This window comes from Bradyrhizobium sp. 154 (genome assembly GCF_023073875.1).
GTDB lineage: Bacteria > Pseudomonadota > Alphaproteobacteria > Rhizobiales > Xanthobacteraceae > Bradyrhizobium.
Map to the genome: position 1 here is coordinate 1 of NZ_JADPKG010000020.1, position 25,758 is coordinate 25,758.

Annotated in this window: 24 protein-coding genes and 1 pseudogene; 8 read left to right on the top strand and 17 right to left on the bottom strand. The window is 64.2% G+C overall.

Translation table 11 applies throughout. The annotated features are described in order from the left end of the window. Positions 1-275 precede the first annotated feature (275 nt). The 4 genes from holA to IVA92_RS01570 form a co-directional block, all read right to left on the bottom strand. Complete coding sequence (gene holA, locus IVA92_RS01555; protein WP_247279958.1) at positions 276-1,304, bottom strand: DNA polymerase III subunit delta; 1,029 nt, start codon at positions 1,302-1,304, stop codon at positions 276-278. A gap of 106 nt (positions 1,305-1,410) precedes the next feature. Then, complete coding sequence (gene lptE, locus IVA92_RS01560; protein WP_247279959.1) at positions 1,411-1,962, bottom strand: LPS assembly lipoprotein LptE; 552 nt, start codon at positions 1,960-1,962, stop codon at positions 1,411-1,413. Next, positions 1,949-4,570 carry a leucine--tRNA ligase gene (gene leuS / locus IVA92_RS01565; protein ID WP_247279960.1) on the bottom strand — a complete coding sequence of 874 codons (2,622 nt, stop codon included), beginning with the start codon at positions 4,568-4,570 and terminating at the stop codon, positions 1,949-1,951. The genes lptE and leuS overlap by 14 nt, the downstream gene beginning before the upstream one ends. Positions 4,571-4,842: 272 nt before the next feature. Continuing rightward, positions 4,843-6,540, bottom strand: coding sequence for a diguanylate cyclase (locus IVA92_RS01570; RefSeq protein WP_247279961.1), 1,698 nt, complete (start codon positions 6,538-6,540; stop codon positions 4,843-4,845). 108 nt (positions 6,541-6,648) lie between these two features. On the opposite strand from IVA92_RS01570, the gene IVA92_RS01575 reads away from it, so the two are divergent. Beyond that, the gene (locus IVA92_RS01575; RefSeq protein WP_247279962.1) at positions 6,649-7,338 is read left to right on the top strand and encodes a YggS family pyridoxal phosphate-dependent enzyme; all 690 of its coding nucleotides are present in this window, start codon (positions 6,649-6,651) and stop codon (positions 7,336-7,338) included. Positions 7,339-7,475: 137 nt separating this feature from the next. Here IVA92_RS01575 and IVA92_RS01580 read toward each other — a convergent pair. Together IVA92_RS01580 and IVA92_RS01585 are read right to left on the bottom strand one after the other, a co-directional pair. Beyond that, positions 7,476-7,592 (bottom strand): annotated as a pseudogene (locus IVA92_RS01580) (hydratase); the annotation flags it as partial. Between the two features lie 26 nt (positions 7,593-7,618). Further along, entirely contained in the window at positions 7,619-8,155 is a 537-nt protein-coding gene (locus tag IVA92_RS01585; protein WP_247279963.1) for a L,D-transpeptidase family protein, read from the bottom strand. Positions 8,156-8,389: 234 nt separating this feature from the next. Between IVA92_RS01585 and IVA92_RS01590 the strand changes: the two genes are divergently transcribed. Together IVA92_RS01590 and IVA92_RS01595 are read left to right on the top strand one after the other, a co-directional pair. After that, the gene (locus IVA92_RS01590) at positions 8,390-9,076 is read left to right on the top strand and encodes a response regulator transcription factor (protein ID WP_007598630.1); all 687 of its coding nucleotides are present in this window, start codon (positions 8,390-8,392) and stop codon (positions 9,074-9,076) included. Positions 9,077-9,132: 56 nt separating this feature from the next. Continuing rightward, a complete protein-coding gene (locus IVA92_RS01595) occupies positions 9,133-9,576 on the top strand; it encodes a cyclic nucleotide-binding domain-containing protein (protein ID WP_247279964.1) in 444 nt (147 codons plus the stop codon). A gap of 133 nt (positions 9,577-9,709) precedes the next feature. On the opposite strand, the gene xth is transcribed toward IVA92_RS01595, so the two are convergent. The 8 genes from xth to IVA92_RS01635 form a co-directional block, all read right to left on the bottom strand. Next, positions 9,710-10,525 (bottom strand): exodeoxyribonuclease III, encoded by an 816-nt coding sequence (gene xth / locus IVA92_RS01600; protein WP_247279965.1) that lies wholly within the window; start codon positions 10,523-10,525, stop codon positions 9,710-9,712. A 219-nt stretch (positions 10,526-10,744) separates the two neighbouring features. Continuing rightward, positions 10,745-11,497, bottom strand: a complete 753-nt coding sequence (locus tag IVA92_RS01605; protein WP_247280038.1) for an outer membrane lipoprotein carrier protein LolA — start codon at positions 11,495-11,497, stop codon at positions 10,745-10,747. A 153-nt stretch (positions 11,498-11,650) separates the two neighbouring features. After that, the gene (locus IVA92_RS01610) at positions 11,651-14,125 is read right to left on the bottom strand and encodes a DNA translocase FtsK (protein WP_247279966.1); all 2,475 of its coding nucleotides are present in this window, start codon (positions 14,123-14,125) and stop codon (positions 11,651-11,653) included. Positions 14,126-14,134: 9 nt separating this feature from the next. After that, on the bottom strand, positions 14,135-15,349 hold the full coding sequence (locus tag IVA92_RS01615; RefSeq protein ID WP_247279967.1) for an aminotransferase class I/II-fold pyridoxal phosphate-dependent enzyme: 1,215 nt from the start codon (positions 15,347-15,349) through the stop codon (positions 14,135-14,137). Positions 15,350-15,785: 436 nt separating this feature from the next. Then, entirely contained in the window at positions 15,786-17,234 is a 1,449-nt protein-coding gene (locus IVA92_RS01620) for an ammonium transporter (protein ID WP_247279968.1), read from the bottom strand. Between the two features lie 38 nt (positions 17,235-17,272). Then, entirely contained in the window at positions 17,273-17,611 is a 339-nt protein-coding gene (locus tag IVA92_RS01625) for a P-II family nitrogen regulator (protein WP_247279969.1), read from the bottom strand. Positions 17,612-17,918: 307 nt separating this feature from the next. Continuing rightward, the gene (locus IVA92_RS01630) at positions 17,919-19,220 is read right to left on the bottom strand and encodes an ammonium transporter (RefSeq protein ID WP_247279970.1); all 1,302 of its coding nucleotides are present in this window, start codon (positions 19,218-19,220) and stop codon (positions 17,919-17,921) included. Between the two features lie 133 nt (positions 19,221-19,353). Continuing rightward, entirely contained in the window at positions 19,354-19,692 is a 339-nt protein-coding gene (locus tag IVA92_RS01635) for a P-II family nitrogen regulator (protein ID WP_028176997.1), read from the bottom strand. Between the two features lie 234 nt (positions 19,693-19,926). Here IVA92_RS01635 and IVA92_RS01640 point away from each other — a divergent pair, with 234 nt between their 5' ends. Further along, positions 19,927-20,802: a DUF4339 domain-containing protein gene (locus IVA92_RS01640; protein WP_247279971.1), complete on the top strand. Its 876-nt coding sequence runs from the start codon at positions 19,927-19,929 to the stop codon at positions 20,800-20,802. Positions 20,803-20,806: 4 nt separating this feature from the next. Here IVA92_RS01640 and tesB read toward each other — a convergent pair whose 3' ends face one another. Continuing rightward, a complete protein-coding gene (gene tesB / locus IVA92_RS01645) occupies positions 20,807-21,670 on the bottom strand; it encodes an acyl-CoA thioesterase II (protein ID WP_247279972.1) in 864 nt (287 codons plus the stop codon). Between the two features lie 204 nt (positions 21,671-21,874). On the opposite strand from tesB, the gene IVA92_RS01650 reads away from it, so the two are divergent. Beyond that, positions 21,875-23,095, top strand: a complete 1,221-nt coding sequence (locus tag IVA92_RS01650) for a ubiquinone biosynthesis hydroxylase (RefSeq protein WP_247279973.1) — start codon at positions 21,875-21,877, stop codon at positions 23,093-23,095. Between the two features lie 246 nt (positions 23,096-23,341). Here the strand turns inward: IVA92_RS01650 and IVA92_RS01655 are convergent, their stop codons facing one another. Beyond that, a complete protein-coding gene (locus IVA92_RS01655) occupies positions 23,342-23,539 on the bottom strand; it encodes a Trm112 family protein (protein ID WP_007598651.1) in 198 nt (65 codons plus the stop codon). Between the two features lie 59 nt (positions 23,540-23,598). Next, the gene (locus IVA92_RS01660) at positions 23,599-24,129 is read right to left on the bottom strand and encodes a TetR/AcrR family transcriptional regulator (RefSeq protein ID WP_247279974.1); all 531 of its coding nucleotides are present in this window, start codon (positions 24,127-24,129) and stop codon (positions 23,599-23,601) included. Positions 24,130-24,238: 109 nt separating this feature from the next. Here IVA92_RS01660 and IVA92_RS01665 point away from each other — a divergent pair, with 109 nt between their 5' ends. The 3 genes from IVA92_RS01665 to IVA92_RS01675 all read left to right on the top strand — a co-directional run bounded on the left by IVA92_RS01665 (position 24,239) and on the right by IVA92_RS01675 (position 25,732). Then, positions 24,239-24,589: a hypothetical protein gene (locus IVA92_RS01665; protein ID WP_247279975.1), complete on the top strand. Its 351-nt coding sequence runs from the start codon at positions 24,239-24,241 to the stop codon at positions 24,587-24,589. 207 nt (positions 24,590-24,796) lie between these two features. Next, positions 24,797-25,075, top strand: coding sequence for a PepSY domain-containing protein (locus IVA92_RS01670; RefSeq protein WP_247279976.1), 279 nt, complete (start codon positions 24,797-24,799; stop codon positions 25,073-25,075). A gap of 63 nt (positions 25,076-25,138) precedes the next feature. Beyond that, positions 25,139-25,732 (top strand): cytochrome b/b6 domain-containing protein, encoded by a 594-nt coding sequence (locus tag IVA92_RS01675; protein ID WP_247279977.1) that lies wholly within the window; start codon positions 25,139-25,141, stop codon positions 25,730-25,732. Positions 25,733-25,758 lie beyond the last annotated feature (26 nt).

The window sequence follows — 25,758 nt, forward strand, 5'->3', positions numbered from 1 at the left end:
GCTTGGCTGCTCGCCGCCCATCTAAGGCTCCTAATTCGCCGTCTAGCCAGAACCTTGATAGCGTCCACGCGCTTTTTGAGTCAGGCTCTCAGGATGAGGGATTACCGCCATCATTGTGACGCGGGACTCTCTCCACACGTCATTGCGAGGAGCATCAGCGACGAAGCAATCCAGAATCTTTCCGCGGAGGGATTCTGGATTGCTTCGCTGAGCCTGGCATCGGGCCGCGCTTTGCGCGGACCCGTTGGCTCGCAATGACGTGGAGAGAATTCGGCTCAGCCCCGCCGCTTCGCATTCGCGGCGATCGCCATCAGCGTGCGCTGGGCGATGGCGGCGGCGAGGGTGGATTGCTTGCGGGTGTCGAGCGCGGCGGTCGCGAGCTGCTCGATGATGGCGGCGAGCCGGGCCGGGCTGAAATTGCGCAGCGCCGCTTCGACCGCGGGCTTCCGCGAGAAGTGCAGCCGTGGAAAGCCGCCGTCGAGCACGGCTGAGGCCGGCGTCCCGTCGGCAATCGCGAGCGCCGATTTGTGCAGCCACGCGGCCTGGCGCTGCGCGGCGGAGATGATCACGCCGGGATAGGTGCCGGCGATCATGGCCTTGGCGAATTCGGCCTCGACAATGTCGGGCCGGCCGGCAAAGGCGCCATCGACGATGGGATCGAGCTTCAGCTCGGAGGCGTCGGCAACCACGGACATCACGTCATCCAGCGTGACCTCGCCCTTGCCATGGGCATAGAGCGTGAGCTTGCGCAGCTCGTTGCGCGAGGCCTGGCGGTCGCCGCCAAGGAACGACATCAGCGCCGCGCGGGCGTCCTGCGCGATGCGCAGATTGGCGATGCGGAGCTCCTCCTCCATCAGCTTGGCGAGGTCGCGCTCGGTGTCGGGATAGCAGCCGATCGCGACCGCCGTCTTGGCGCGCTCGCACGCCTTGCGCAGCGGCGATTCCGGGCGCAGCTCGCCGGCCTCGATCACGATGCGGCAATCCTTTACGTTCATCTCGGCCAGGGTGTCGATGCCGCTGGCAAAGCTGCGCGAGCCGGCGCGGACGCGGATGGCGCGGCGGCCGCCGAACAGCGGCACCGTCATGGCTTCGTCGACGAGGCGCGACGGCTCGGCGGAGAGCTCGTCGCCGTCGAGCTTGACCAGCGAGAACGGATCGTTGGGATCGTCGACGGCGGATGCGATCAGCGCATCGGCGCGCTCGCGCACGAGGCCCGCGTCGGGACCGTAGAGCAGGATGATCGGGCGGCCCGCATCCGGGCCGGCGAGGAAGGCATCGATCTCTTTTCCGCGCAGCGCGACCATGCCTAGATTGTCATTCCCGGGCGCGCATCGCGCAAAGCCGGAATCCAGAGGTTGGGAATTGAGATTCCGGGTTCACTTCGTGTGCCCCCGGAATGACGGAAATGAACTACGTGCCCGCGGTGAAGAACGAGGCGAGCCGAGTGTTGATGTTCTCCGCGATCTCGTTGGCGGCACGATCCTCGGCGTCGCGCACGGCGCGGTTGCGGGAGAAGCGCTGATAGGAGCCGGGCATGTCGTAGGACACGCGCGAGAAGGTGGTCCCGGTCATCACCGACTTGCCGGTCGCGACGTCGATCAGATTGTATTGCGCATCGATGCCGTAATTTTCGCTGGTCGGCAGTCCCGTCGCGGCGCTCACGATCAGGGACGAGCGGGTGGTGGTGAAGCGGATCTCCAGGCGGTGGGTCGGCGGCATTCCCGTCGCCGTGCCGTAGAGCTTGAAGGCCAGGGCATTGCGGACCTCGACGCCAACGCGCGCCTCGCGGGAGGCGTTCGCTTTGGCGATCGGCGGCAGCTCGACCCCCATCAGCTTCTCGCGCAGGCCAGGGGTACCGTCGTTGCGCTCGGCATACATCGGCTGGAAGCAGCCGGCCGTCAGCGCCGCCAGGGCGGCGACCGCCAGCAAGCGGGCTGCGATGCGGATCCTAGCCGACAACATTCACGATCCTCTTGGGGACGATGATCACCTTGCGGACGGGCTTGCCGTCCAGGGCCAGCTTTACCGCATCGAGGGCCAAAACGGCAGCCTCGATTTCCGGATTCTGGGCCAGTGTTGCAACTGTGACCTCACCCCGCTTCTTGCCGTTGACCTGGACCACCAGGGTCACGCTGTCTTCAACCAGCAAATCGCGTTCGATTTGGGGCCAATTGGCCTCCGAAACCAGCGCGCTCTGGCCCAAAGCCTGCCAGCACTCCTCGGCCAGATGCGGCATCATCGGGGAGAACAGCTGGACCAGGATCTGGCTGGCCTCCCGGATTGCCCAGGCCAGGTCCGCGGCGGGCTGGCCGGGGCGCTGGAGCACCTCGGATAGGGCATTGGCGAATTCGCGGATATGGGCGAGGCAGACGTTGAAGTGCAGTCGCTCGATGCCGGTCGTGACCTTGTCCAGGGCGCCATGGGCGGCCTTGCGCAAGGCGGTGGCATCTGCCCCGAACGAAGCCGGCCGGGCCGCCGGCGCGTCGTTGCCGAGTTCCTTCGCATCGTTCACCAGCCGCCACAGCCGCTGCACGAAGCGCGATGCGCCCTGGACGCGCTCGTCGCTCCAGATCACGTCGCGATCGGGCGGGGAGTCTGACAGCATGAACCAGCGGGCGACGTCGGCGCCGTAGGTCTCGATGATGTCGTCGGGATCGACAGTGTTCTTCTTCGACTTCGACATCTTCTCGATCGGACCGATCTGGATGTCTTCGCCGGTCGCGAGCAGCGTGGCGCGGCGACCATTGCCGCCGACCTCGACCTTGACCTCGGCCGGCTGCACATAGGAGCCGTCGGCCTTTTGGTAGGTCTCGTGCACCACCATGCCCTGTGTGAACATCCCGGCAAACGGCTCGTCGAGCGCGATGTGCCCAGTCGCCTTCATCGCGCGGGTGAAGAAGCGGCTGTAGAGCAGGTGCAGGATCGCGTGCTCGACGCCGCCGATATACTGATCGACCGGCAGCATCCGGTTGGCGACCGCAGGCGTCGTCGGCGCGTTCTCGTTCCAGGGATCGGTGAAGCGCGCAAAGTACCAGGACGAATCCACGAAAGTGTCCATGGTGTCGGTCTCACGCTGCGCCTTAGCCCCGCATTTCGGGCAGGTGACGTGTTTCCAGGTCGGATGATGATCGAGCGCGTTGCCCGGTCGGTCGAAGGTCGCATCATCCGGCAGCTTCACCGGCAAATCCGCATCCGGCACCGGCACCACATCGCATTTCGGACAGTGGATGACGGGAATCGGGCAGCCCCAGTAGCGCTGGCGCGAAATGCCCCAGTCGCGCAGGCGGAAATTGACCTGCCGCTCGCCGACCGGCGCGTTGCCGCGCAGCTCGCCTTCCAGCCGCTTCGCCACCTCTTCCTTGGCCTGATCGATCGTCATGCCGTCGAGGAAGCGGGAATTGATCATGCGGCCGTCACCGTCATAGGCGGTATCGGTGATGACGAACGATTTCGGATCCTGCCCCTCGGGGCACACCACCGGCGTGTTGCCGAGATTGTACTTGTTGACGAAGTCGAGGTCGCGCTGGTCGTGCGCGGGGCAGCCGAAGATCGCGCCGGTGCCGTATTCCATCAACACGAAGTTGGCGACATAGACCGGCAGCTTCCAGGAGGGATCGAACGGGTGCACTGCGCGGATGCCGGTGTCGAAGCCCTGCTTCTCCGCGGTGTCGATGACCTCCTGCGCGGTGCCGATCTTCTTGATCTCGGTGATGAACTCCGCAAGCGCAGGGTTCTTCGCGGCGGCCGCCTGCGCCAGCGGATGATCCGCCGAGATCGCCATGAACTTCGCGCCGAACAGCGTGTCCGGGCGCGTCGTGAAAATCTTCAGCTCGTTTTCGCCGGCCGTCGTCGCCGCATCCAGCGCAAAGCGGATCAACAGGCCTTCCGAGCGGCCGATCCAGTTGCGCTGCATTAGCCGCACCTTGTCGGGCCAGCGGTGGAGCCCGTCCAGCGCCGACAGCAGCTCCTGCGAGTACTTCGTGATCTTGAAGACCCACTGGTTCATCTCGCGCTGCTCGACGACGGCGCCGGAGCGCCAGCCACGGCCATCGATTACCTGCTCGTTCGCGAGCACGGTCATGTCGACGGGGTCCCAGTTCACCTTGCGCTTCTCGCGCTCGGCGAGCCCTTCGCGGAGGAAGTCGAGAAACATCTTCTGCTGGTGCTTGTAGTAGGAAGGATCGCAGGTCGCGATCTCTCTGGACCAGTCCAGCGACAGCCCGATCGAGCGGAGCTGCTTCTTCATCGCGGCGATGTTGTCGTAGGTCCAGGCCTTGGGCGCGACCTTGCGCTCGATCGCGGCGTTCTCGGCCGGCAGGCCGAAGGCGTCCCAGCCCATCGGGTGCAGCACATTGAACCCCTTGGCGCGCATGAACCGGGCCAGGACGTCACCGAGCGTATAGTTGCGGACATGACCGATATGGATGCGCCCGGAGGGGTAGGGGAACATCTCGAGGACGTAATATTTCGGCCGCGGATCGTCGTTTCGGGAGACGAAGATCGCCTGTTCGTCCCAGAGGCGTTGCCAGCGCGGTTCGGCGTCGCGGGCATTGTAGCGTTCGGAGGTCATGGAATCGTTGGGTTTTCGTGGGTTCGGCCGGCTAAAGACGGCGGACTAGGCCATAAAAGCCTGTAAGGGGTCAATGGGTTGCCGAACGCCGATAGATTTCACGTTTTCCGCTTCAAACCTCCGGTTCGCTACCGAGGTAGGTCCAGTTTGAGGTGCAATTAACGAGCTGAGCGCCAGTCTCGAGCGCGGCAACCGCGCGCTCTATCTTGCAAGAGCAGCGGCCGCAATCGCGCCGTTACGGAGAGCGAGTTCGATCGGGAGCGGATGGCCGGCTAGCCTGCCATCGCGATCTCGGTCGCGCCGGTCTCGATCGCCTGCACGCCGTGCTCGACGACGTTGTTGCGGCCGCGGTGTTTTGCGGCGTAGAGCGCGGCGTCGGCGGCTTCGATGAGGTCACCGGGGCGCAGTGTCTCGTTTGGCTTCGTCGCTGCAACGCCGATCGAGACGGTGACGATCATATGCGCGGAGGTGATATGCGGCAGGCAGAGTTTCAACACGGCCGCGCGGACGAGTTCGCCGATTTCGACGGCGCGGGCGACGTCGGTGTTCGGCAGCAGCAGACAGAATTCCTCGCCGCCATAGCGCGCCGCGAAACCCATCGTGTCGGCGGCAATGCCGGACAGCGATTCGCCGAGCCGGGTCAGGCAGGAATCGCCTTCGAGATGGCCATAAGTGTCGTTGAAGAGCTTGAAGTGGTCGACGTCGATCATCAGAAGCGCGAGGTCGCTGCCATATTGCTGGGCGCGCATCCATTCGAAATCGAGCCGGCTCTGGAAGCCGCGACGGTTTGCGAGACCGGACAGCATGTCGATCGATGCCATCACCGTCAGGCGGTCGTTGCTCGCGATCAGCTCGCGCTCGCGCTGACTCAATTGCGCGGCCATCGCATTGAACGCGCGCGCCAGCGGCACGAACTCGGCGGGCAGGCGAGTACGCGCCGCCCGCGCCGACAGATCGCCTTCGCCGAGACGCTTGGCCATGTCGGCCAGCATCTCGATCGGCTTGATCACCAGTTTCTCGGCGGCGATCAGCGCGCCGAGCAGGACGAACACGACGACGAAGGCGAGCTGAAGATAGGCGGTGCGGATGTCGCGGCTCACCGCCGCGGACACCTTGTCCTCGTCGATGCTTGCGATCAGGCGGGCATTGGTGCCGGCGATGCGGATGTAGCTGACCGCGCGGCGGGAGCCGTCGGCAGCTAGAAAGGACAGCGCGCCTTCATCCTGGTCGGACCGCAGCGCCCTGTCGGCGATCGCCGACATCAGCGGCATGTTGTCGAGGGGACGGCCGACCGCGCTGTGCTGGTCGGCGGGCGCGGCCAGTACGGTGCCGGCGCTGTCGACGAGAACCGCCGTGATGCCGGCGCGTCCGCCGAGATTGCTCATAACCTTCGACATCCAGTCGAGGTTGACGGTGGCGAGCACGACGGCATCCGGAACGCCGCTGAAGGCGGACACCGGATAAACCGCCATGACGGTCGGCGTCGGCGCGGGCCGCGACAGGATGAAGTCGCTCAGCACGAAACGGCCGGTTTCCTGTGCCTGCAGGAAGTAGGGCCGGTCACTGAGATCGAGGCCGACATACATGTTGTTGGTGGCGCACTGGATGCGGCCGTCCTGGCCCGCGATTAGAAGCGTGCGGATCCAGGGCAGGCTCGACGGCAGGCTCGCACGCAGCACGTCGCAGCTCTTGCTGATCCCGCCGGCGGACGCCCGAATGAAGGCCTCCGATTTCAGGATGGTCTCGACCGACGAGATCACCTCGCGCTGCGCATCGGCGCTGTGCCTTGCGACGGTGGTGAATTCGGCGGCGGCCTGCGCGATCTGCCGCGCGCGCGTGTCTTCGAGCGAACGGATGCGCTCGAGCATCAAGGGGGCCACCAGAATCACCGCGAGCAACGCGAGCCGCGCCCGGATTCCGAGAACCTGCTTGAGTTTGGCTCGTTTGCGGTTGAGACTGACGCTTGCCATCTTCGCTACCCACCCCACGGGCAAGGTAAAGCGAAGGGTTCAAAAACTCTTTCTTGAACTCGGTAAAATTGGACTTACCTGCGGTTACGACCACAACCGATCGACGTCATGACAGAAGCCAACGCCGCGCCGGCAACCGGCCATTCACCAAACGGGCTCGCCGCAGTCGAGGCCGAAATTGCACGTGCCTGCAAGGATGCGCAGCGCGATCGCGCCTCCGTGACGCTGATCGCAGTGTCCAAGACTTTCGCCGCGGATACGATTACCCCGGTGATCGACGCCGGACAGCGCGTATTCGGCGAAAATCGGGTCCAGGAGGCCAAAGGCAAGTGGCCCGCGTTAATGTCTGTCTACTCGGACATCGCGCTGCATCTGATCGGGCCGCTGCAATCCAACAAGGCGAAGGAGGCGGTCGCGCTGTTCGATGCCATCCATTCGGTCGACCGTCCGAGCATTTGCCAAGCGTTAGCCAAGGAAATCGAATCCCAGAACAAGCACCCGCAGCTGTTCGTCCAGATCAACACCGGCGAGGAGCCGCAGAAGGCCGGCGTCGCGCCCGGCGAGGCCGATGCCTTCCTCGCGAGCTGCCGCGACACCTATGGGCTGACGATTTCCGGCCTGATGTGCATCCCGCCGATCGACGAACCGCCGGCGGCGCACTTTGCTCTCACCGCCAAGATCGCGGCGCGCAATGGCCTGAAGAACCTGTCGATGGGCATGAGCGCGGATTTTGTGACCGCGATCATGCTCGGCGCCACCCATGTCCGCGTGGGAAGCGCGATCTTCGGGCATCGGTGAGAGCCGTAGGCGAAGGGCCGTGGGGCAACGGTCTTGATTTCGTCATTGCGAGCGAAGCGAAGCAATCCAGAGTCTTTCCACGTATGCATTTCGGGATTGCTTCACTTCCCCCGCAATGACGGCGGAAGGGGCCGCACCTACGCAAACCCCACCGACACCTTGCCCAGCACGCCGAAATCCACCGCAAAATGATCGCCGGCCTGGATCGGCAGCGGCGGATGGCCCATGCCCGGGGTCACCACCTCCGCTGCCCGATCTGATCCCTGTCGAGCATGCGTCCTCACCCGATGATGATTTTCGTTCTTGGTCCCAATCGTCGCAGCAATTGCAGCATCGCAGATCTCGTCATGGCGACGCAGCCTGCGGTCGGGCCGAAATTGTCGCGGGCGAGGTGCAAGAACACCGCGCTGCCGCGGCCGGCGATGCGCGGCCTCGTGTTGTGGTCGATCTCGATGATGAAATCATAGAGATGGTCGCTCCGCTTGAGCCGGTCACCGCCCTGCCCTTCGCCGAGCCGGATACCTTGGTTGTAATGACGGTCTTTGGGGTCCTCGCACCAGGCGTCCTCGCCGGTGATGATCCGGGCCGGCAAGAATGTCTGCGGACGGCTGTGCCGATCGCCCCGCCACCACAACCGCCTGGGGCGGAAGCTGCCTTTCGGGGTGCCGCCGTCGCCCTCGCGCTTGTTGGCGAGGATGCCGCCGCGTCCCAGCGCCACCGGTATCGTCAGTGCTCCGGCCGTCAGCCAGCCCCGGCGGGGATTGCCGGCGGCACGCCTAACGCGGATCGCGGACAGCGGCCCGGCACTTCGGTTCATGGTGTAACTAGCTGACGCAGCTTTGTTTTTCATGTGAACGTGCGATGTCGAATTCATTACAGGACATTCATCAAAACGCCCTGCTATTCTGGGTTAGAGTGGTTCTGGCTTGTGAATCGGTAACAGCCCACTACTTCAACACGAACAACAATAACAACGGCGACCCCTAACTTTCCCTCGCGGCTGGGTGCGGCATGGATGCGCGCCGAGCCGGATCCAAAAGGATGACCCCCTATGGCCAATGCCCGCAAGATCCTGATCGTGGATGACGATACCGATCTGCGCGATACGTTGGTGGAGCAATTATCGCTGCACGAAGAATTCGAAGCATCCGCCGTCGATACCGGCGCCAAGGGCGCAAGCGCCGCAAAGGCCAATGCTCCCGATCTCGTTCTGATGGATGTCGGCCTGCCCGACACCGATGGTCGCGAGGTGGTTCGCTCGTTACGCAAGGGCGGCTTCAAGGCCCCGATCATCATGCTGACCGGCCACGACACCGATTCCGACACCATTTTGGGGCTGGAGTCCGGCGCCAACGATTATGTGGCAAAGCCCTTCCGCTTCGCCGTGCTGCTCGCCCGCATCCGCGCCCAGCTTCGCCAGCACGAGGCCAGCGAGGACGCGGTGTTCTCGGTCGGCCCCTACTCTTTCCGCCCCGGCTCGAAGATGCTGACGGCAGCGAACGCGCGCAAGGTCCGCCTCACCGAAAAGGAGACCGCCATCCTCCGCTTCCTCTACCGGGCCGGCCAGATGCCGGTGTCGCGCGAGACGCTGCTCCAGGAGGTCTGGGGTTATAATTCCGGCGTCACCACCCACACGCTGGAAACCCACATCTACCGCCTTCGCCAGAAGATCGAGAAGGACGCCGCCAACCCGGAAATCCTGGTCACGGAAGCCGGTGGCTACAAGCTGGTGCCGTGATACGCTTCAGGGGCCTGCGAATCGTTAGATCGCCTGCCCTTGAGCCTCGGACCTGAATGTCAATCGACGACGATGTAGCGCTTCTCGAGCGTGTCCCGACACTGCGCCTGTTGGGAGACGCCTCGTTGCGCATGCTGGCGATCGGCTCCGAGCAGCGCAACTTCGTCCGCGGCGACGTCCTGTTCAATCTCGGCGACGATGCCGACGCCGGCTTCGTGGTCCAGCGCGGCGCCTTCCGGGTCGATGACGGCGCCGGTGCCGAAATGATCGCCGGTCCCGGCGCCCTGATCGGCGAGCTCGCGCTGGTCGTGCCGATGAAGCGGCCGTCGACCGCGGTCGCGCTGGAGCACGCCTCCGTCATCCGCATCGCGCGCAGCCTGTTCCAGCGCGTGCTCGAAAGCGACCCCGCCGCCGCGGTTCGCCTGCGCGACGAATTCGCAGTCCGCTCCAGCCAGATCGCCAGCGATATTTTGATGGCCGGTGCGAAGCTGACGTCGTGAGTGATCCTCATGGTGAGGAGGCGCGTCAGCGCCGTCTCGAACCATGAAGGCCCGGACATCGCCCGCAGCCCATCCTTCGAGACGCGCGCACGCGCGCTCCTCAGAATGAGGGCGTCAGGCGTGATGGACGGTGCTAAACCTCGAGCGTCACCGTCACCGGGACATGGTCCGACGGCCGCTCCCAGCTCCGCGCATCGCGAAGGATCTTGAAATCCTGAACGGCATCCTTCAGCGCGCGCGAGACCCAGATGTGGTCGAGCCGGCGGCCGCGATCGCCGACGGTCCAGTCGGGGGAGCGATAGCTCCACCACGTATAGACCTTCTCCGACATCGGGATGCGCTCGCGCGCGACATCGATCCATTCGCCGGCAGCCAGCGCCGCCTTCAGCTTCTCGGTTTCGATCGGGGTGTGCGAAACCACCTTCAGAAGCTGCTTGTGCGACCAGACGTCGTTCTCGTGCGGGGCGACGTTGAGGTCGCCGACGAGGATGTGGCGGTCCTGCCCTCGCGGATGCAGCGGCTCGCAGGCTCTCATCTCGTCGAGGAAGCGCAGCTTGTGGTCGAACTTCTCGTTCAGCGCGGGATCGGGAATGTCGCCGCCGGCGGGCACGTAGAAATTATGCACGATCAGCGGCTTTGCGATGTTGGCCGTGCCGCCGAACGACACCGAGATGTGGCGGGAATCCAGCTTGTCGCAGAAGGTTCGGATGTCCTTCGACTCGAACGGAATCTTCGAGACGATGGCGACGCCGTGATAGCCCTTCTGCCCGTTCAGCGCGACGTGCTCATAGCCGAGCCGCTTGAAACGCTTGAGCGGAAAGGCGTCGTCGATGCATTTGGTCTCCTGCAGGCACAGCACGTCCGGCCGCGCGCTCTTGAGGAATTTCGCGACCAGATCGATGCGTAGCCGCACCGAATTGATGTTCCAGGTTGTCAGGGAAAAACGCATGGGACGTGCGTCTTAGCAAGCTCTCGCAGGATGGGCAAAGGCGCAGCGCGACGTGCCCACGTCTTTTCCAGCTTGGAAATGCGAGGTCTCGCAGCACGGGCACAGCAATTTGTCCGGTGCAGCTCGAAGAGCGAAGCGTGCCCACCATGCCTGCCGCGAGGAAAGAGATGGTGGGCACGGCGCAAGGGCACCTTCGCTCACCCTACGGCGATAGAACGTTCAACCTGGCGATGGGCCGTAATTGGTGAAATCGATCTTGAACATGTTGGGATCGAGCTTCTTGCTCGAATCCAGATTGTAGACCGCGATCGTGGTGTCGTAGCCCTGCGGATCGGTGACGGTCCACTGCTTCAACTGACCGTCCTTGGCGCCAAACATCAAGAGGAGACGGCTGGTGCCGACCAGCGCCTGCTTCTCCTCGATGGTAACGCTAATGAAGACGTCGTCAGCCGATACGTTGACGACGTTGGTGTCTCTCATCAGGTCGATGCGATCGGACAGCAGGAAACGCAGCGGCGTCTGCGACAGCGGATACACGTCCTGGGTTGCGAGCTTGCGATCACGCACCACCAGCGACGATCCGTCGGCGACGATGTCGATCGGGCTCGGCGCATCATATTCGAAGCGGACCTTGCCCGGCTTCTGGATGTAGAAATCGCCCTGCGTCTTGCTGCCGTCGGGGCCGACCTGAACGAAATTCCCGACCAGCGTCTGAAGCGAGGACAGATAGGCGCTGACCTTGGCGGCCTGTGCCTTCTGGTTGGCGTCGAAGGTCTGGAAGATGCTGCTCGGCACGTTGCGGCGCGGATCCGGGATGACCGGATTCGGTGGCGTCTGCGTCGCACCGGTGATAGCTGGCCCGCCCGCGGCGCCGCCGTCACGTCCCTTCGGCGCGGGCTTGGGCACAGGCACAGTCTGCGCCAGCGACGCTGCGGTCACCATCGCGGCGGTCACCAGAAGCACGCCGGCCACCCGCGCGCTACGCGCAGCGATGGTGGCAGCGAATCGAATGTCCGTATGTCTGATCAACGCGTCGTCCTAACGTGGCTGGGCGCCTTCTTAGCGTGATTTCGGCCAAAAGCAGATATCGATTCTGCGTGAAATGATGTCTCGAGGTCCCTTGCCTCACATATGGCTGTCTTCTTCCTCGACCAGAATCTCACGCTTGCCGGCATGGTTGGCGGGCCCGACGATGCCTTCCAGTTCCATGCGCTCCATCAGCGATGCAGCGCGGTTATAGCCGATTTGCAGGCGGCGCTGGATGTAGCTGGTCGAGGCCTTGCGGTCACGTTTGACGATGGCAACGGCCTGCGCAAATAAATCGCCGCCGCCGTCGGCACCCATGCCCGTGGCGTCGAACACCGCGCCATCCTCGTCCTCGGTGGGCTCTTCGGCCGTGACCGCTTCGAGATATTCGGGCTGGCCCTGCGTCTTGAGGTGACGCACCACCTTCTCGACCTCCTCGTCGGAGGCAAAAGGTCCGTGCACGCGGCTGATGCGGCCGCCGCCGGCCATGTAGAGCATGTCGCCCTGGCCGAGCAGCTGCTCGGCGCCCATCTCGCCGAGAATGGTGCGGCTGTCGATCTTGGACGTCACCTGGAAAGCGATGCGGGTCGGGAAGTTCGCCTTGATGGTGCCGGTGATGACGTCGACCGACGGACGCTGCGTGGCGAGGATCACGTGCAAGCCGGCGGCGCGCGCCATCTGCGCCAGACGCTGCACCGCGCCTTCGATGTCCTTGCCGGCGACCATCATCAGGTCGGCCATTTCGTCGACGATGATGACGATGTAGGGCAGCGGGTCGAGCGAGAGCTTCTCTTCCTCGTAGATCGCCTTGCCGGTCTCCTTGTCGAAGCCGGTATGCACCGTGCGCGTCGGCTCCTCGCCCTTGGCCTTCAATTCGAGCAGGCGCGTGTTGTAGCCATCGATGTTGCGCACACCGAGCTTGGCCATGTTCTTGTAGCGCTCTTCCATCTCGCGCACGGCCCATTTCAGCGCAACCACCGCCTTCTTCGGATCGGTCACAACCGGCGTGAGCAGATGGGGGATGCCGTCATAGACGGAGAGTTCGAGCATCTTCGGATCGACCATGATCAGCCGGCACTGGTCGGGGCGCAGCCTATAGACCAGGCTGAGGATCATGGTGTTGATGGCGACCGATTTGCCGGAGCCGGTGGTACCGGCGATCAGCATGTGCGGCGTGCGCGCTAGGTCGATGATGACGGGATCGCCGCCGATGGTCTTGCCGAGGCAGAGCGGCAGCTTTGCAACCGTGTCGGTCGCCTCTTTCGCCACCAGCAGTTCGCGCAGATAGACCTTTTCCCGGTGCGCGTTCGGCAGCTCGATGCCGATCGCGTTACGGCCGGGCACGACCGCGACGCGGGCGGATAGCGCGCTCATCGAGCGCGCGATGTCGTCGGCAAGCCCGATCACGCGCGACGACTTGATGCCGGGCGCCGGCTCCAGCTCGTACAGCGTGACGACGGGACCCGGATTGGCCTTCACGATCTCGCCGCGCACGCCGAAATCCTGGAGCACACCTTCGAGGGAGCGGGAATTGGTTTCAAGCTCGGCCTTGCTGAGCGGCTGGCGGTCGCCGGCCTTTGGCGCGGCGAGCATGGAGACGGACGGAAGATCGAACTTGTCGGAGGATTTCTTGGCAGGAGTTTTCGGAGCAGCCTTCTTGCGCGGGGCGCGCGCGGCGGGCTCCTCCTCTTCCTCCTCGTCTTCCTCTTCTTCGTACTCGTCCGCGTGGTCCTCGTCTTCGGACTGCGGTGTGATCGAGGGCGCGCCGCGGCCGCCGCCGAGATTGGGCTCCTGACGACTGAACGCAACGGGCTTGGTCTTCGGCCCGCTCGAGACCAGCGAGCGGTAAGCGGCGCCGAGCAGCCAGATCAGTCGCGCCTTGGTGCTCATCAAGGCGTGGAACAGCCAGCCCAGCGACACCGAGCCGCGATCGCTCTCCTCGTCTGCGTCGAGCGGTTTGTCGTCGTTTTCGATATCCGCGAACTCGTCGTCATGCTCGCGCGCGCCGAGACCACAGGCGATCAGGAAGGTCGCCGTCATCGCGGCGAACAGGATCGTGCCGAGCAAGATGCGGTAGATCGTGCCGGCCGGCCCAAAGATCACTGCGGGTGCGCGCACCAGGGCATCGCCGACCACGCCGCCAAGGCCGGTCGGCAGCGGCCAGGCGCCGCCATGCGGCCAGCAGCTGACGAAGCCCGCCGCGATCACCGTGCAGAGAATCCAGGAGCCGAGCCGCAGCGCTTCGCGGTCGAATGGCCGATGCGTCATCATGCGCCAGCCCCAGACCGCGACGGTCAGGACCAGCATGATCGCGCCGAGCCCGAGGATCTGCATTGCAAGATCGGCGCCGATCGCGCCGGCATAGCCGAGGATGTTGCGGATCGGCCGTGAGGTGGCGTGGCTGAGGCTGGGATCCTGCACCGACCAGGTCATCAGCGCCGCCGACGCGCCGCCGGACAGCGCGACCAGGCCGAGGCCGGTGAGCTCGCGCAGGCGCCGCGCCAACCCCTCGCGGATCGAGGGCGGCAGATGGCCGACCAGTGGAATGACACGTTCGATTGCCGACATGCTCATGGGCCCCGCCTAACCCAGAGTCTCGACCAGGCGGTGCAGCGCCTGCGCCGTGGTCTCGCCATCCTGCACCAGCGCGAGGCGAATGTAGCCTGCGCCGGGATTGAAGCCGTCGGGCTGGAGCCGCGCCAGATAGCTGCCGGGCACCACGCGCACGCCTGCTTCCTTGAAGAGTCTCAGCGTCACGGACACGTCGTCGCCGATCGCGGACGTGTCGAGCCAGACGCAGAAGCCGGCATCGGGCCGGCGGTAGCCGTAACGATTGCCGATGATCTGGTCGGCGAGATCGAACTTGATCCGGTAGAGCCTGCGGTTCTCCTCGACATGCGTTTCGTCGCCGTAAGCAACGGTCGCGACATGCTGGAGCGGCACCGGCACTTGCGGCGCCGCGATGTTGCGCAGCTCCAGGAACATGCCGATGAACTTCTTGTCACCGGCGGCAAAACCGACGCGCAGGCCCGGAAGGTTGGAGCGCTTCGAGAGCGACTGGAACGCGACCACGCGGGTGAAATCGGGGCCGGCGCATTCGAGCGCGCTGCCCGGTGCCTCGCGGGTGTAGATTTCCGAATAGCACTCGTCGCTGAGAATCACGAAGCCGTGACGATCGGCGAGTTGCTTCAACCGCTTGAAATAATCGGGTGTGGCGACCGAGCCCTGCGGGTTGGCGGGCGAGGCGAGATAGAACGCCACCGTTCGCGCCAGCGTCGCCTCATCGATGGCATCGAGATCGGGCAGGAAGCCGTTGTCGACGGTGGTCGGCAGATAGACCGGCTCGCAAGCTGCTGCGAGGGCGCCGGCGCCATAGACCGGATAGAACGGGTTCGGCATCAGGACGGCGGGCTTGCCCGGGCGCGGGCCGACATAGCGCGCGGCTGCGATCGCGGCGAGGAACAGCCCCTCGCGGCTGCCGTTGAGGACGAGAATCTCGCTCTCGGGGTCGAGCGCCCGGGGCAGGTTGAAACGCGACGACAGCCAGGCGCCGGCGGCTTTGCGGAACGGGTCGGTACCCTTGTTCATGGGGTACCGCCCGAAATCGGCGATGTGCTTGGCCAGCACCGGGCCGACGAAATCAGGCACCGGATGCTGGGGTTCCCCGACCGCAAGCGTGATCAAGGGCTTACCCGGCTGATGCGGGGCCAAGAGCTCGTTCAGCCGGACGAAGGGCGAGCGTTCGGTCTCGGAGCTTCCACCGGTCTGCGGCGCACGGGATGAAGCGGTCATAGCCATTCTGGGCGCCAGCACTCTTGGAACAGCCGGTCGCGCGAAGGCACCGGCGGGAAGCGGTTCAGTTCACCATAGATAGGGCGAGGTTAAGACGCGATTAACCATCGACCGCCGCCTCCGTCCAGAGCGGGAATATTGAGGCGGGATGACGGCGGGATCCATGGCGCTTTTGTCGAGGTCCTCGCTTCTCGTCGCTGGCGGCGCTTGATCGTGCTCTTCCCGGGACGTGGATGTTTCGGCGACGTCTTGGCCGGGACGAGCCCGGCCAAGACGAGCTTCGCGACAGTCGCGCAACGGCAATCCTTTCTTCGGCACCCCGATCGAAAGAAAGGGGCTCCAGCTTGCGCTGGAGCCCCTCAACGGTCAGGGCATTGCCGGGTATGTGCCCGAACCGTAGGTCTGGTCGCGGTCCCCAAGGAGATCGCGACCGGGAGGAGAGTTACATGTTGTAGGCGCGCTCGGTGTGCTCGGTGATGTCGAGGCCTTCACGTTCGCTCTCGACATTGGTGCGGAGACCAACGATCACATCGACGACCTTATAGAGGATCGCCGAACCGATGCCCGACCACACCAGCGTCGTGCCGACACCCCAGAGCTGGGCGATCATCTGCGTTGCGAAGTCATAATCGGCAGCCTTCGGCGGGATCGCGGTATAGTCCATGATGCCGGCACCACCCAACGCGGGGTTGACGAGGATGCCGGTGCCGATCGCGCCGACGATGCCGCCGACGCAGTGCACGCCGAACACGTCGAGCGAGTCGTCATAGCCCAGCGCGTTCTTCACGGCGGTGCAGAAGAACAGGCAGACCACGCCGACCACGAGGCCGAGAACGATCGCACCCATCACGCCGGAGTAACCGGCCGCAGGCGTGACCGCCACGAGGCCCGCGACAGCGCCGGAGATGACGCCGAGCACCGAGGGATGACCCTTGATGATCCACTCCGCGAACATCCACGACAGCGCGGCGGCTGCGGTGGCGACGAAGGAGTTGGTCATGGCGAGCGCGGCGCCGCCGTTGGCTTCGAGATTGGACCCGGCGTTGAAGCCGAACCAGCCGACCCAGAGCAGCGAGGCACCGATCATCGACATGGTCAGCGAGTGCGGAGCCATCAGCTCCTTGCCGTAGCCGACGCGCTTGCCGATCAGCAGAGCGCCGACGAGACCTGCGATGCCGGCGTTGATGTGCACCACGGTGCCGCCCGCGAAGTCGATCGCGCCCTTCTTGAAGATCCAGCCGGCGTCGGCATTGATCTCGTCGAGCTTGGCCTGCGCCGCGGTCTTGGCTGCCGCGTCACCCGCCGCTGCGAGGGCCTTGGCCGCATCCTGAATCATGTCCGGGCCGGGCCAGTACCAGACCATGTGCGCGATCGGGAAGTAGATCAGCGTGACCCAAAGCGGGATGAAGAGCGCGATCGCCGCGAACTTCATGCGCTCGGCGAAGGCGCCGACGATGAGGGCGGGCGTGATCGCCGCGAAGGTCATCTGGAAGCAGACATAGATGAGCTCCGAGATGTTGGCGTCGACCGAGAAGGTTGCGGCCTTGGTATCGGTGGTCACGCCCATCATGAAGGCCTTGGAGAAGCCGCCGATGAAGTCGGAGCCGCCGGTGAAGGTGAGGCTGTAGCCGTAGACGGCCCAGATCACGGTGACGACGCAGACGGTGTAGAACACCTGCATCAGAACCGAGAGCATGTTCTTGGAACGGACGAGGCCGCCGTAGAACAGCGCGAGGCCGGGGATCGTCATCAACAGCACAAGCACTGTCGATGTCAGCATCCAGGCGTTGTCTCCCTTGTTGACCGTTGGCTCGGCATAGGCTGCGGTCGCAGCGAACAGGCCGACTGCGAGAGCCGCCAGTCCCGCGCCATAGGGACGCTTAAACGTCATTTTATTCACTCCTGATTGGATAAAGGTTGAGCGCGAAATCAAAGGGCCGCGGCGTCGGCCTCGCCGGTGCGGATGCGCACCGCATGGTCGAGGTTGATGACGAAGATCTTGCCGTCGCCGATCTGGCCGGTTTTCGCGGCAGACGTGATGGCGTCGACGGTTTTGTCGACCTGGTCGGAGGCGATAGCGACCTCGATCTTGATCTTGGGCAGGAAGCTCACGGCATATTCGGCGCCGCGGTAGATTTCCGTATGGCCCTTCTGGCGGCCATATCCCTTGACTTCCGTCACCGTGAGACCGTGAACGCCGATGGCGGTCAGGGCGTCACGGACTTCTTCCAGCTTGAATGGCTTGATAATCGCCATAACAATTTTCATGGGTCCTATCCCCGCTTTGGCCCGGTCCGGACATGGCCGGGCGTTCTCGACTGGTTCGCCACGAGGGAGAAGTTCACTACGCGGGCACAGCCGGGACCCTAGAATCAAATGCCGTGCCAGATCAGGCGCGTTGCCTAATAGATTATGAAAACGGGTGTTTTCGCGCTTGGCGCGTGCTGCTGCGCAGTGCGCTATTACGTCGCGCTCAAAACGTGGTCACGACTGCCCAAAAGGCGGGCAGGACAGGCTGTCGACACAATGTTGCTCATGCCTCGGGCAACGGGAAGGTAATTTCGTAGCGTAAGGCTTATTGCAGGGCCTCGCCGTGCTGCGAAATGTCCAGGCCTTCGAGTTCGTGCTCATGGGATACGCGCAACGGCACGAACAGGCCGACCAGCTTGAGCAGGATGAAGCTCACGCCTGCCGACCAGACGAAGGTGACGGCGACGCCATAGAACTGGATCAACAATTGCTGGGGGTGGCCCTCGATCAGGCCGGCGGCGCCGCCAATGGCGCTGGTTGCGAACACGCCGCCAAGCAGGGTGCCGGTCAGGCCGCCGATGCCATGGACGCCGAACACGTCGAGCGAATCGTCATAGTTGAAGCGGTGCTTCAGCCAGGTGCAGGCCCAATAGCAAACCGCACCGGCGATGATGCCGATGACAATGCCGTGCCAGGGCGCCACGAATCCGGAGGCCGGCGTGATGGTGCCGAGCCCCGCGACCGCGCCGGAGATCATGCCGAGCACCGAAGGCTTGCGCCGCGTCGACCATTCGATCGCGCCCCAGGTCAGGGCGCCGGCGCAGGCGGCGAGATGCGTTGCGATGATCGCCATCACCGCGCGCGAATTGGCCGCGCCCGCCGAGCCGCCGTTGAAGCCGAACCAGCCGACCCACAACAGGCCGGTGCCCATCACCGCGAGCGAGAGATCGAATGGCGAAAGATTCTCGGTGCCATAGCCGTGACGGCGCCCCATTACCATCGCGGCGACGAGGCCGCCGGTGCCGGCCGACAGATGCACCACGAGGCCGCCGGCGAAATCCAACACGCCCATACTGGCGAGGAAGCCGCCGCCCCACACCCAATGCGCCAGCGGAATGTAGACGAACATGAACCAAGCGACGGAGAACAAGAGATAGGCGGAGAACCGCATGCGATCGGCGACCGAGCCCGCGACCAGCGCCACCGTGATGATCGCAAACGTCATCTGGTAGAGCATGAACAGCGATTCCGGGATCGTCTTGGCCGCCGGATTGATGCTGTCCATGGTCATGCCCGCAAGGAACCAGCGGTCGAGCGTGCCCATCCAGGGGCCGTCGCCGACGAAGCACAGCGAGTAGCCGAACGCGACCCAGAGAATCGAGATCAGCGTCACTGCGGCGAGGCTCTGCGCCATGGTGGCAAGCACGTTCTTCTTCCGCACCATGCCGGAGTAGAACAGCGCAAGTCCCGGGATCGTCATCATCAGCACCAGCGCGGTGGCGACGATCATCCAAGCGGTGTCGGCGGTGTTGATCTCGGAGCCCGCGGCGTGCGCCGGCGAGGCAATGATCGACAAAAGTCCGATCGGCACAGCCAAACAAGCTGCGCGGCGCAACAATCCCGCCATGTCGTTCCCCCAGCATGGTGATGACGTCGCACACTGTGGCGTCGTTGCCCGGTGCGATCGACGAAGACATATCAGCGCGTTTTTGAGCGAAGCGGATTCCGGCTCGCCCCAAGACAACGCGTCAAACCAGAATCTAGAGCGCGTCGCTGTCGGTTTCGCCGGTGCGGATACGCAGCGCGTGGTCGATCGGCGTGACGAAGATCTTGCCGTCACCGATCTGGCCGGTGCGCGCGGTCGCGGTGATCACGCTGACCGCCTTGTCGGCCACGTCGGATGCGACCGCGATCTCGATGCGCAGTTTGGGCAGGAAGTTCACGACATATTCGGCGCCGCGATAGATCTCGGTGTGGCCCTTCTGGCGGCCATAGCCCTTCACCTCGGTCACGGTCATGCCGTGCACGCCGATCGCCGTGAGGGCCTGGCGGACCTCATCGAGCTTGAAGGGTTTGATGATCGCGACGACGAGTTTCATGGTCAGGCCTATTCCCCGGGATGCGCCGTATGTCCTCGGCGCTGCGTCAATCTGGCATCTTTCCGGGCAAATGGCACAAAAAAGTTGCAGGTTGAAGCGGAAAAACGTTTGGCCATGTGAACGGCCGCCTCTGTACAGGGCAGCCGTTCATCCTTCACAATGCATTTTTGGCATGGATGCGGTGAACCCAGGCGTCCCGGCCGGTACATAAGTATGTTCGAGGGGGACGGCTACATGGCGAGTTGGTTCTACGCATCCGAGGGCAAGCAGCAGGGGCCCTTTCCGGAGGGGCAATTTCGCGACCTCGTCGCCCAAGGAATCGTGCGCCCAGACACGCTGGTGTGGACCGAGGGCATGGCCGGCTGGCAGAAGGCCGCCGAAATTCCTGGCCTGGTCCGCGGCGGCGCCGCGCCGCCGATGATGCCGGCCGGCGGATATGCTCACGCTGGCGGCTATGATGGCGCAGGTGGAGGATCACTTTCGGTCGATTTCGGCATCCTCGAGTTCACCTGGCGCAGCATCGTCTTGCTGATCGGAATGATCTTCGTCCTGCCAGCGCCGTGGGTGTTCGTCTGGTACACGCAATGGATCGTGTCCTGCGTGAACGTCCCGGGGCGTCCGAACCTCAGCTTCACCGGCAATGCGATGACGCTGGTGCCCTGGTTTTTCGGCTTCATCGTCCTGGCGATCGCCATCTCCTTCATCGGCAGCGAGATCTTGAGCAACCTGCTGTTCATCGTCCAGATCGTTCTCTACTGGCTGCTGATCAAATGGATGGTCGCGAACCTCGCCTCCAACGGGCAGCCGCTGGGCCTGAGCTTCACCGGCTCGATCTGGGCCTATATCGGCTGGAGCCTGCTGTTCGCGGTCTCGATCATCACCATCATCGGCTGGGCCTGGGTCGCCGCGGCGCAGATGCGCTGGTTCTGCCGCAGCGTCGAAGGCACGCGGCGCGAAATCGTCTTCAAGGGCAGCGGCCTTGACATTCTGTGGCGTGGAATCGTGGCCGTGATCCTGTGCAGCTTCATCATCCCGATCCCGTGGGTGTATCGCTGGATCATGAACTGGTTTGCATCGCAGACCGAGCTCGCTCCGCGCGGCTCGCTCTAAGCTATCACGCCCTCCGCTCGCGCACCGAGCCTTCCTGCGCGACGGAGGCCACCAGCGTGCCGTCGGGCTTGAAGATCGAGCCGCGGGTCAGGCCGCGGCCGCCTTGTGCGCTCGGCGAATCCTGAGCGTAGAGCAGCCACTCGTCGGCGCGGAACGGGCGGTGAAACCACATCGCGTGGTCGAGACTCGCTGGCATCATGCGCTTGTCGAACAGCGTGCGGCCATAGCGCGCCATGATCGCATCCAGCAGCGAAAAGTCCGAGGCATAGGCGAGCGCACACATGTGCAGTGCCGGATCGTCGGGCAGTTTCGCAGCCGTCTTGATCCAGACGTGAATGCGGCCATCGTCGATCTTCTGGCCGAAATAACGGCCGAGCTCGACCGGGCGCAACTCGATCGGACGATCGGATTCATAATAGCGGCGGATGAACTCCGGCATCTCCTTGAACATCGGCTGCTTCGCCACCTCCTCCGCCGTGAGCTTTTCCGGCGGCGGGACGTCGGGCATCTTGTCCTGATGATCGAACGCACTCTCCTCCTCGGCGTGGAACGATACCATGATCGAGAAGATCGCGTTGCCGTGCTGGATCGCGGTGACGCGGCGCGTCGAGTAGCTCTTGCCATCGCGCAGGCGCTCGACCTGGTAGATGATCGGGATCTGCGGGTCGCCCGGCAGAATGAAATAGCAATGCAGCGAATGCGGCAGCCGGCCCTCGACGGTGCGGCAGGCCGCCACCATCGCCTGTCCGATCACTTGGCCGCCGAACACCCGCTGCCAGCTCGTTTTTGGGCTGTTGCCGCGGAACAGGTTCACCTCGAGCTGTTCGAGGTCGAGGATTGAAATGAGGTCGATCAGGCCTTTGGACATGCTGCTGCTTTCGAGTGCCTCGTCATTTCGGGCATCGCGACAGCGATGCCCCGGAATCCCGAGCCGATAACCTCCGGATTCCGGGTTCGCGCTCGCGCGCGCTCCGGCTGACGGAACGATTGCCGTTCCGCCCTTGTTTCACCGCACTGTTTCGCCCACCTCAAGTCTGCTAGCAAGTCCAGGAATTGGCCGGGAAAGTCGGGTATGTCGGTACAGGGGAGCATTGTCATTGGCGGCGGCGCGTTTGCAGGGCTGGCGCTGGCGCTGGCGCTGCGCCAGGGGCTCGGGCCCGAGATTCCCGTCATCGTCGCCGATCCCGCGCTCAGCATGCGTCCAAGCCGCGATCCGCGCGCAACTGCGATCGTGGCGGCTTGCCGCCGGCTGTTCGAGGCGATCGGCGCTTGGGACGATGTCAGGGGCGAGGCGCAGCCGATCCTCGACATGGTCGTCACCGATTCCAAGCTGGAGGACGCGACGCGTCCGGTGTTCCTGAATTTCGCCGGCGATGTCGCGCCGGGCGAGCCCTTCGCGCATATGGTCGAAAACCGTCGCCTGATCGATGCACTGGTGGTGCGTGCGGAGGCCGAGGGCATCGATCTGCGTGCCACCATTGTCGCCTCGTACGACGCGCGTTCCGAAGGCATCGACGTGACGCTCGGCGACGGCAGCGTGATCGCCGCAAGCCTGCTGGTCGCCGCGGATGGCGCCAGATCCAAGCTGCGCGAGCGCGCCGGCATCGCTACCCATGGCTGGGAATATGACCAGTCCGGCATCGTCGTCACCGTCGGGCACGAGCGCGATCACGAGGGCCGCGCCGAGGAGCATTTTCTGCCGGCCGGTCCGTTCGCGATTTTGCCCCTATCCGGCAAACGCTCCTCGCTGGTGTGGACCGAGCGCCGCAGCGAAGCCGCACGCATCATCGCGCTGAGCGAGGCGGAATTTCACGGCGAGCTCGAGCAGCGCTTCGGTCTGCATCTCGGCGAGGTCAAGGCACTCGACACGCCGCGTGCGTTCCCGCTGTCCTATTTCGTCGCGCGCTCCTTCATCGCCGAGCGTCTGGCGCTGGTCGGCGACGCCGCTCATGTCATCCATCCGATCGCGGGCCAAGGCCTCAACATGGGACTGAAGGATGTCGCCGCGCTGGCCGAGGTGGTGGTCGATGCCGCGCGTCTCGGCATGGATCTCGGCAGCGTCGATGTGCTCGAACGTTACCAGCGCTGGCGCCGCTTCGACACCATGGCGATGGGCGTCGCCACCAACTCGCTGAACTTCCTGTTCTCCAACCAATCGACGCTCCTGCGCTCGTTGCGCGATATCGGCCTCGGCCTCGTCGACCGCGCCCCGCCGCTTAAGAATCTCTTCATCCGACAGGCCGCCGGCTTGACCGGTGAAGTGCCGCGTTTGTTGAAGGGCGAAGCGTTGTAGGCGGAGGTTTCAAGAGCGCTCGCCCCACCCTCTCTTCATCGTCCGGACAAGCGCGCTCTGAGCGCGCGCAGATCCGGGACTATACGCCGCAGCAATGATTTGCGGGCTTGGAGTTACCAGCTTCGCGCCATAACTCCCTTTGTGGTTATGGATCCTGGCCCCCCGCACGCAATTGCGCGCTAGGCCGGGACGACATCAAGAATGTGGTGAAGCCATCGCGCTCCAGCCGGGATACGTGCCGTGACTTCAATCGATCTTGCGCGCCTCTTCCGGCAGCATGATCGGGATGCCGTCGCGGATCGGGTAAGCGAGCTTGGCGCTGCGCGAGATCAGCTCCTGCTTGGCAGAATCGAACTCCAGCGGGCCCTTGGTCAACGGGCAAACCAGAATCTCCAGCAGCTTCGGATCGACGCTGGCTTCGGGGCGTTCGGTGGGCGCGTTCATGATGGTCTCCGGCAGTCGGATTGCCTCTAGCACAGAAATTCGCATCCGCCCATCGCGGCCTAAGCGGACATCATCCGCAAGAGCTCGTCGAGCAGGGCCTGGAGCCGCGCCTGCGGCACGGGCGTGCCCGATAACGCGAAGCCGAGAAAGCTCCAGTACAGGATCTGCGAGCGCGCCTGCGCCATCGCCGGGTCGAGTCCCCGCTTCTTCAGCAGCGCCTCGATATAATCGAGCCTGCGGCGGTCGATCGCACGGACTGCGCCTTGCGCGGCCGCATCGAACGCCGCCCAGTTGCGCACGGCGCGCTCGAGGTCGAGCCGCGCGCTGAAAGATCTTCGCAACAGCGCCGTCAGCGGTTCGTCACTGCCAGCCTCGACATCGGCGATGATCTGCTCGGCCGCGATCTCGCGCCAGCGCTTCAGCAAGGCCGCGTGGAAGGCGCCGAGATCGGCAAAATGCCAATAAAAGCTGCCGCGCGACACGCCCATGGCCTTGGCGAGCGGATCGGCCTTCAGCGCCGTGAAGCCGCTTCTGGCGAGCGCCTTCAGCCCCTGTTTGATCCAGTCGTCGGCGGCGAGCTGTTCGGTCATGGCGAGTTCCCGATGATCAGGACCATACACGAGTGTATTGACAGGTCACCGTGCGCGGGTCCATACCATACACACCTGTATGGCCACTGGATAGATCGGAGTTTCCGTCATGCGCGATCTCCTGCTGCAATGCTCCGGCGCTGCCGCGATCGTGCTGGCGCTGATCCACGGCATGCTCGGCGAGACCAAGGTGTTCGCTCGTGCCACAATCGAGCCGCCGCGCCTTCGTACGCTGATCCGCTTGGTGTGGCAGGCCGGCACGGTGGCCTGGATCGGCGGCGGCGTGCTGCTGCTCGCGGCACCCTTGATGCAGTCGAACCTCGCCCGGCACTGGATCGTCGTCACACTCGCCGTCGTGTTCGGCTGCGCGGCACTCGCCAACGCCCTCGCGACGCGCGGCCGCCACTTTGGCTGGGTCGGCATGGGCACTGTGGTGGCGCTTGCGGTTGCCGGCTACTAGCGGCGCTCGCGTTTGGCCCGTGAGGCGTAAGGCCGCAGCCGCACTTCAAATGCGCGTTGCATGCGGAGAGCGCTGATCTTTTGGCGACCATTAGAACAAATCTAAGATTGGTCACCCCAAACCGGATTGACTTCACCTTCGCCTTTGCTTCCTTCGGCTGCGCTTCGCGCTGAGCACACAGCGCACACGACAGAGGAGGAGACGTTCGTGAAGGTCATTCGAGTTGTTGCCATTGCACTGACGATCGGGATTGGTACGGGATCGGCGGTCATGGCCGACGGTTTCAAGGACTGCACCAAGCTCGACAAGGCGTCATGGAAGCCGGCCAGCGAGGCCGAAGCCAAGGCGAAGGCGCTGGGCTACGAGGTGCGGCGCTCCAAGATCGAAGGCTCGTGCTACGAGGTGTACGGCGTCAAGGAAGGCAAGCTCTACGAGCTGTTCTACAGCCCCGAAGATCTCAGCCTGAAGCATACGATTGCCAAATGACTTGCGCGAAGTAGTCTGCGCCAAGTGACTCGCGCCAAATGACTTGCGCAAAGTGAAGCGGAATTGATGGCAGAAGCGATGCCACAAGCGCGCGGGGTGTCCAACGGGACCCCCGCGGATCGAACTGCTTCGCGGGCGGTCGCGGTCTGGGACCTCCCGCTGCGGCTCTGGCACTGGCTTCTCGCGACCTCGGTTCTGATCGCGTGGTTCACGCCGACCGTCTATGACGGCCTGCACCGCATCGTGGGCTATACGGTCATCGGCCTACTTGGCTTCCGACTGGTCTGGGGCTTCATAGGAGGCCGTTATTCGCGCTTCCGGATGGTCGGGGTCAGACTTCGCGCGGCGCCCGGCTATCTCTGGAACCTGCGCCGCGGCATCACCGGCCGCTATATCGGACTCAATCCTGCCGGCACCTTGATGCTGGTGGCGCTGCTGGCTTCGCTCGCGGTGTCGACGATCACGGGCGCGATGTCGGTGACCGTCACTTTTTTCGGCGTCTGGTGGGTCGAGGATACCCACCATTATTCATCGGACGCCGTCATCATCCTGGTCGTGCTGCACGTGCTCGGCGTGGTGCTGATGGGGACGCTCCAGCGCGAGAACCTGATCCGCGCGATGTTCACCGGACGCAAGCGCATCCGCAATCGCCTCTAGGGCTTGTTGCCGATCCTTGCAGGTCT

What these genes read in the sequence shown, in the direction of transcription:
- IVA92_RS01665 (WP_247279975.1), top strand. Translation starts at nt 24,239, where the DNA reads ATGCGCGATCTCCTGCTGCAATGCTCCGGCGCTGCCGCGATCGTGCTG.
- IVA92_RS01590 (WP_007598630.1), top strand. Translation starts at nt 8,390, where the DNA reads ATGGCCAATGCCCGCAAGATCCTGATCGTGGATGACGATACCGATCTG.
- IVA92_RS01655 (WP_007598651.1), bottom strand. Translation starts at nt 23,539, where the DNA reads ATGAACGCGCCCACCGAACGCCCCGAAGCCAGCGTCGATCCGAAGCTG.
- IVA92_RS01660 (WP_247279974.1), bottom strand. Translation starts at nt 24,129, where the DNA reads ATGACCGAACAGCTCGCCGCCGACGACTGGATCAAACAGGGGCTGAAG.
- holA (WP_247279958.1), bottom strand. Translation starts at nt 1,304, where the DNA reads ATGGTCGCGCTGCGCGGAAAAGAGATCGATGCCTTCCTCGCCGGCCCG.
- IVA92_RS01585 (WP_247279963.1), bottom strand. Translation starts at nt 8,155, where the DNA reads ATGAACCGAAGTGCCGGGCCGCTGTCCGCGATCCGCGTTAGGCGTGCC.
- IVA92_RS01610 (WP_247279966.1), bottom strand. Translation starts at nt 14,125, where the DNA reads ATGAGCATGTCGGCAATCGAACGTGTCATTCCACTGGTCGGCCATCTG.
- IVA92_RS01595 (WP_247279964.1), top strand. Translation starts at nt 9,133, where the DNA reads ATGTCAATCGACGACGATGTAGCGCTTCTCGAGCGTGTCCCGACACTG.
- IVA92_RS01570 (WP_247279961.1), bottom strand. Translation starts at nt 6,540, where the DNA reads ATGGCAAGCGTCAGTCTCAACCGCAAACGAGCCAAACTCAAGCAGGTT.
- lptE (WP_247279959.1), bottom strand. Translation starts at nt 1,962, where the DNA reads ATGTTGTCGGCTAGGATCCGCATCGCAGCCCGCTTGCTGGCGGTCGCC.
- IVA92_RS01630 (WP_247279970.1), bottom strand. Translation starts at nt 19,220, where the DNA reads ATGGCGGGATTGTTGCGCCGCGCAGCTTGTTTGGCTGTGCCGATCGGA.
- leuS (WP_247279960.1), bottom strand. Translation starts at nt 4,570, where the DNA reads ATGACCTCCGAACGCTACAATGCCCGCGACGCCGAACCGCGCTGGCAA.
- IVA92_RS01620 (WP_247279968.1), bottom strand. Translation starts at nt 17,234, where the DNA reads ATGACGTTTAAGCGTCCCTATGGCGCGGGACTGGCGGCTCTCGCAGTC.
- IVA92_RS01575 (WP_247279962.1), top strand. Translation starts at nt 6,649, where the DNA reads ATGACAGAAGCCAACGCCGCGCCGGCAACCGGCCATTCACCAAACGGG.
- IVA92_RS01640 (WP_247279971.1), top strand. Translation starts at nt 19,927, where the DNA reads ATGGCGAGTTGGTTCTACGCATCCGAGGGCAAGCAGCAGGGGCCCTTT.
- IVA92_RS01615 (WP_247279967.1), bottom strand. Translation starts at nt 15,349, where the DNA reads ATGGCTATGACCGCTTCATCCCGTGCGCCGCAGACCGGTGGAAGCTCC.
- IVA92_RS01635 (WP_028176997.1), bottom strand. Translation starts at nt 19,692, where the DNA reads ATGAAACTCGTCGTCGCGATCATCAAACCCTTCAAGCTCGATGAGGTC.
- IVA92_RS01625 (WP_247279969.1), bottom strand. Translation starts at nt 17,611, where the DNA reads ATGAAAATTGTTATGGCGATTATCAAGCCATTCAAGCTGGAAGAAGTC.
- IVA92_RS01650 (WP_247279973.1), top strand. Translation starts at nt 21,875, where the DNA reads ATGTCGGTACAGGGGAGCATTGTCATTGGCGGCGGCGCGTTTGCAGGG.
- tesB (WP_247279972.1), bottom strand. Translation starts at nt 21,670, where the DNA reads ATGTCCAAAGGCCTGATCGACCTCATTTCAATCCTCGACCTCGAACAG.
- xth (WP_247279965.1), bottom strand. Translation starts at nt 10,525, where the DNA reads ATGCGTTTTTCCCTGACAACCTGGAACATCAATTCGGTGCGGCTACGC.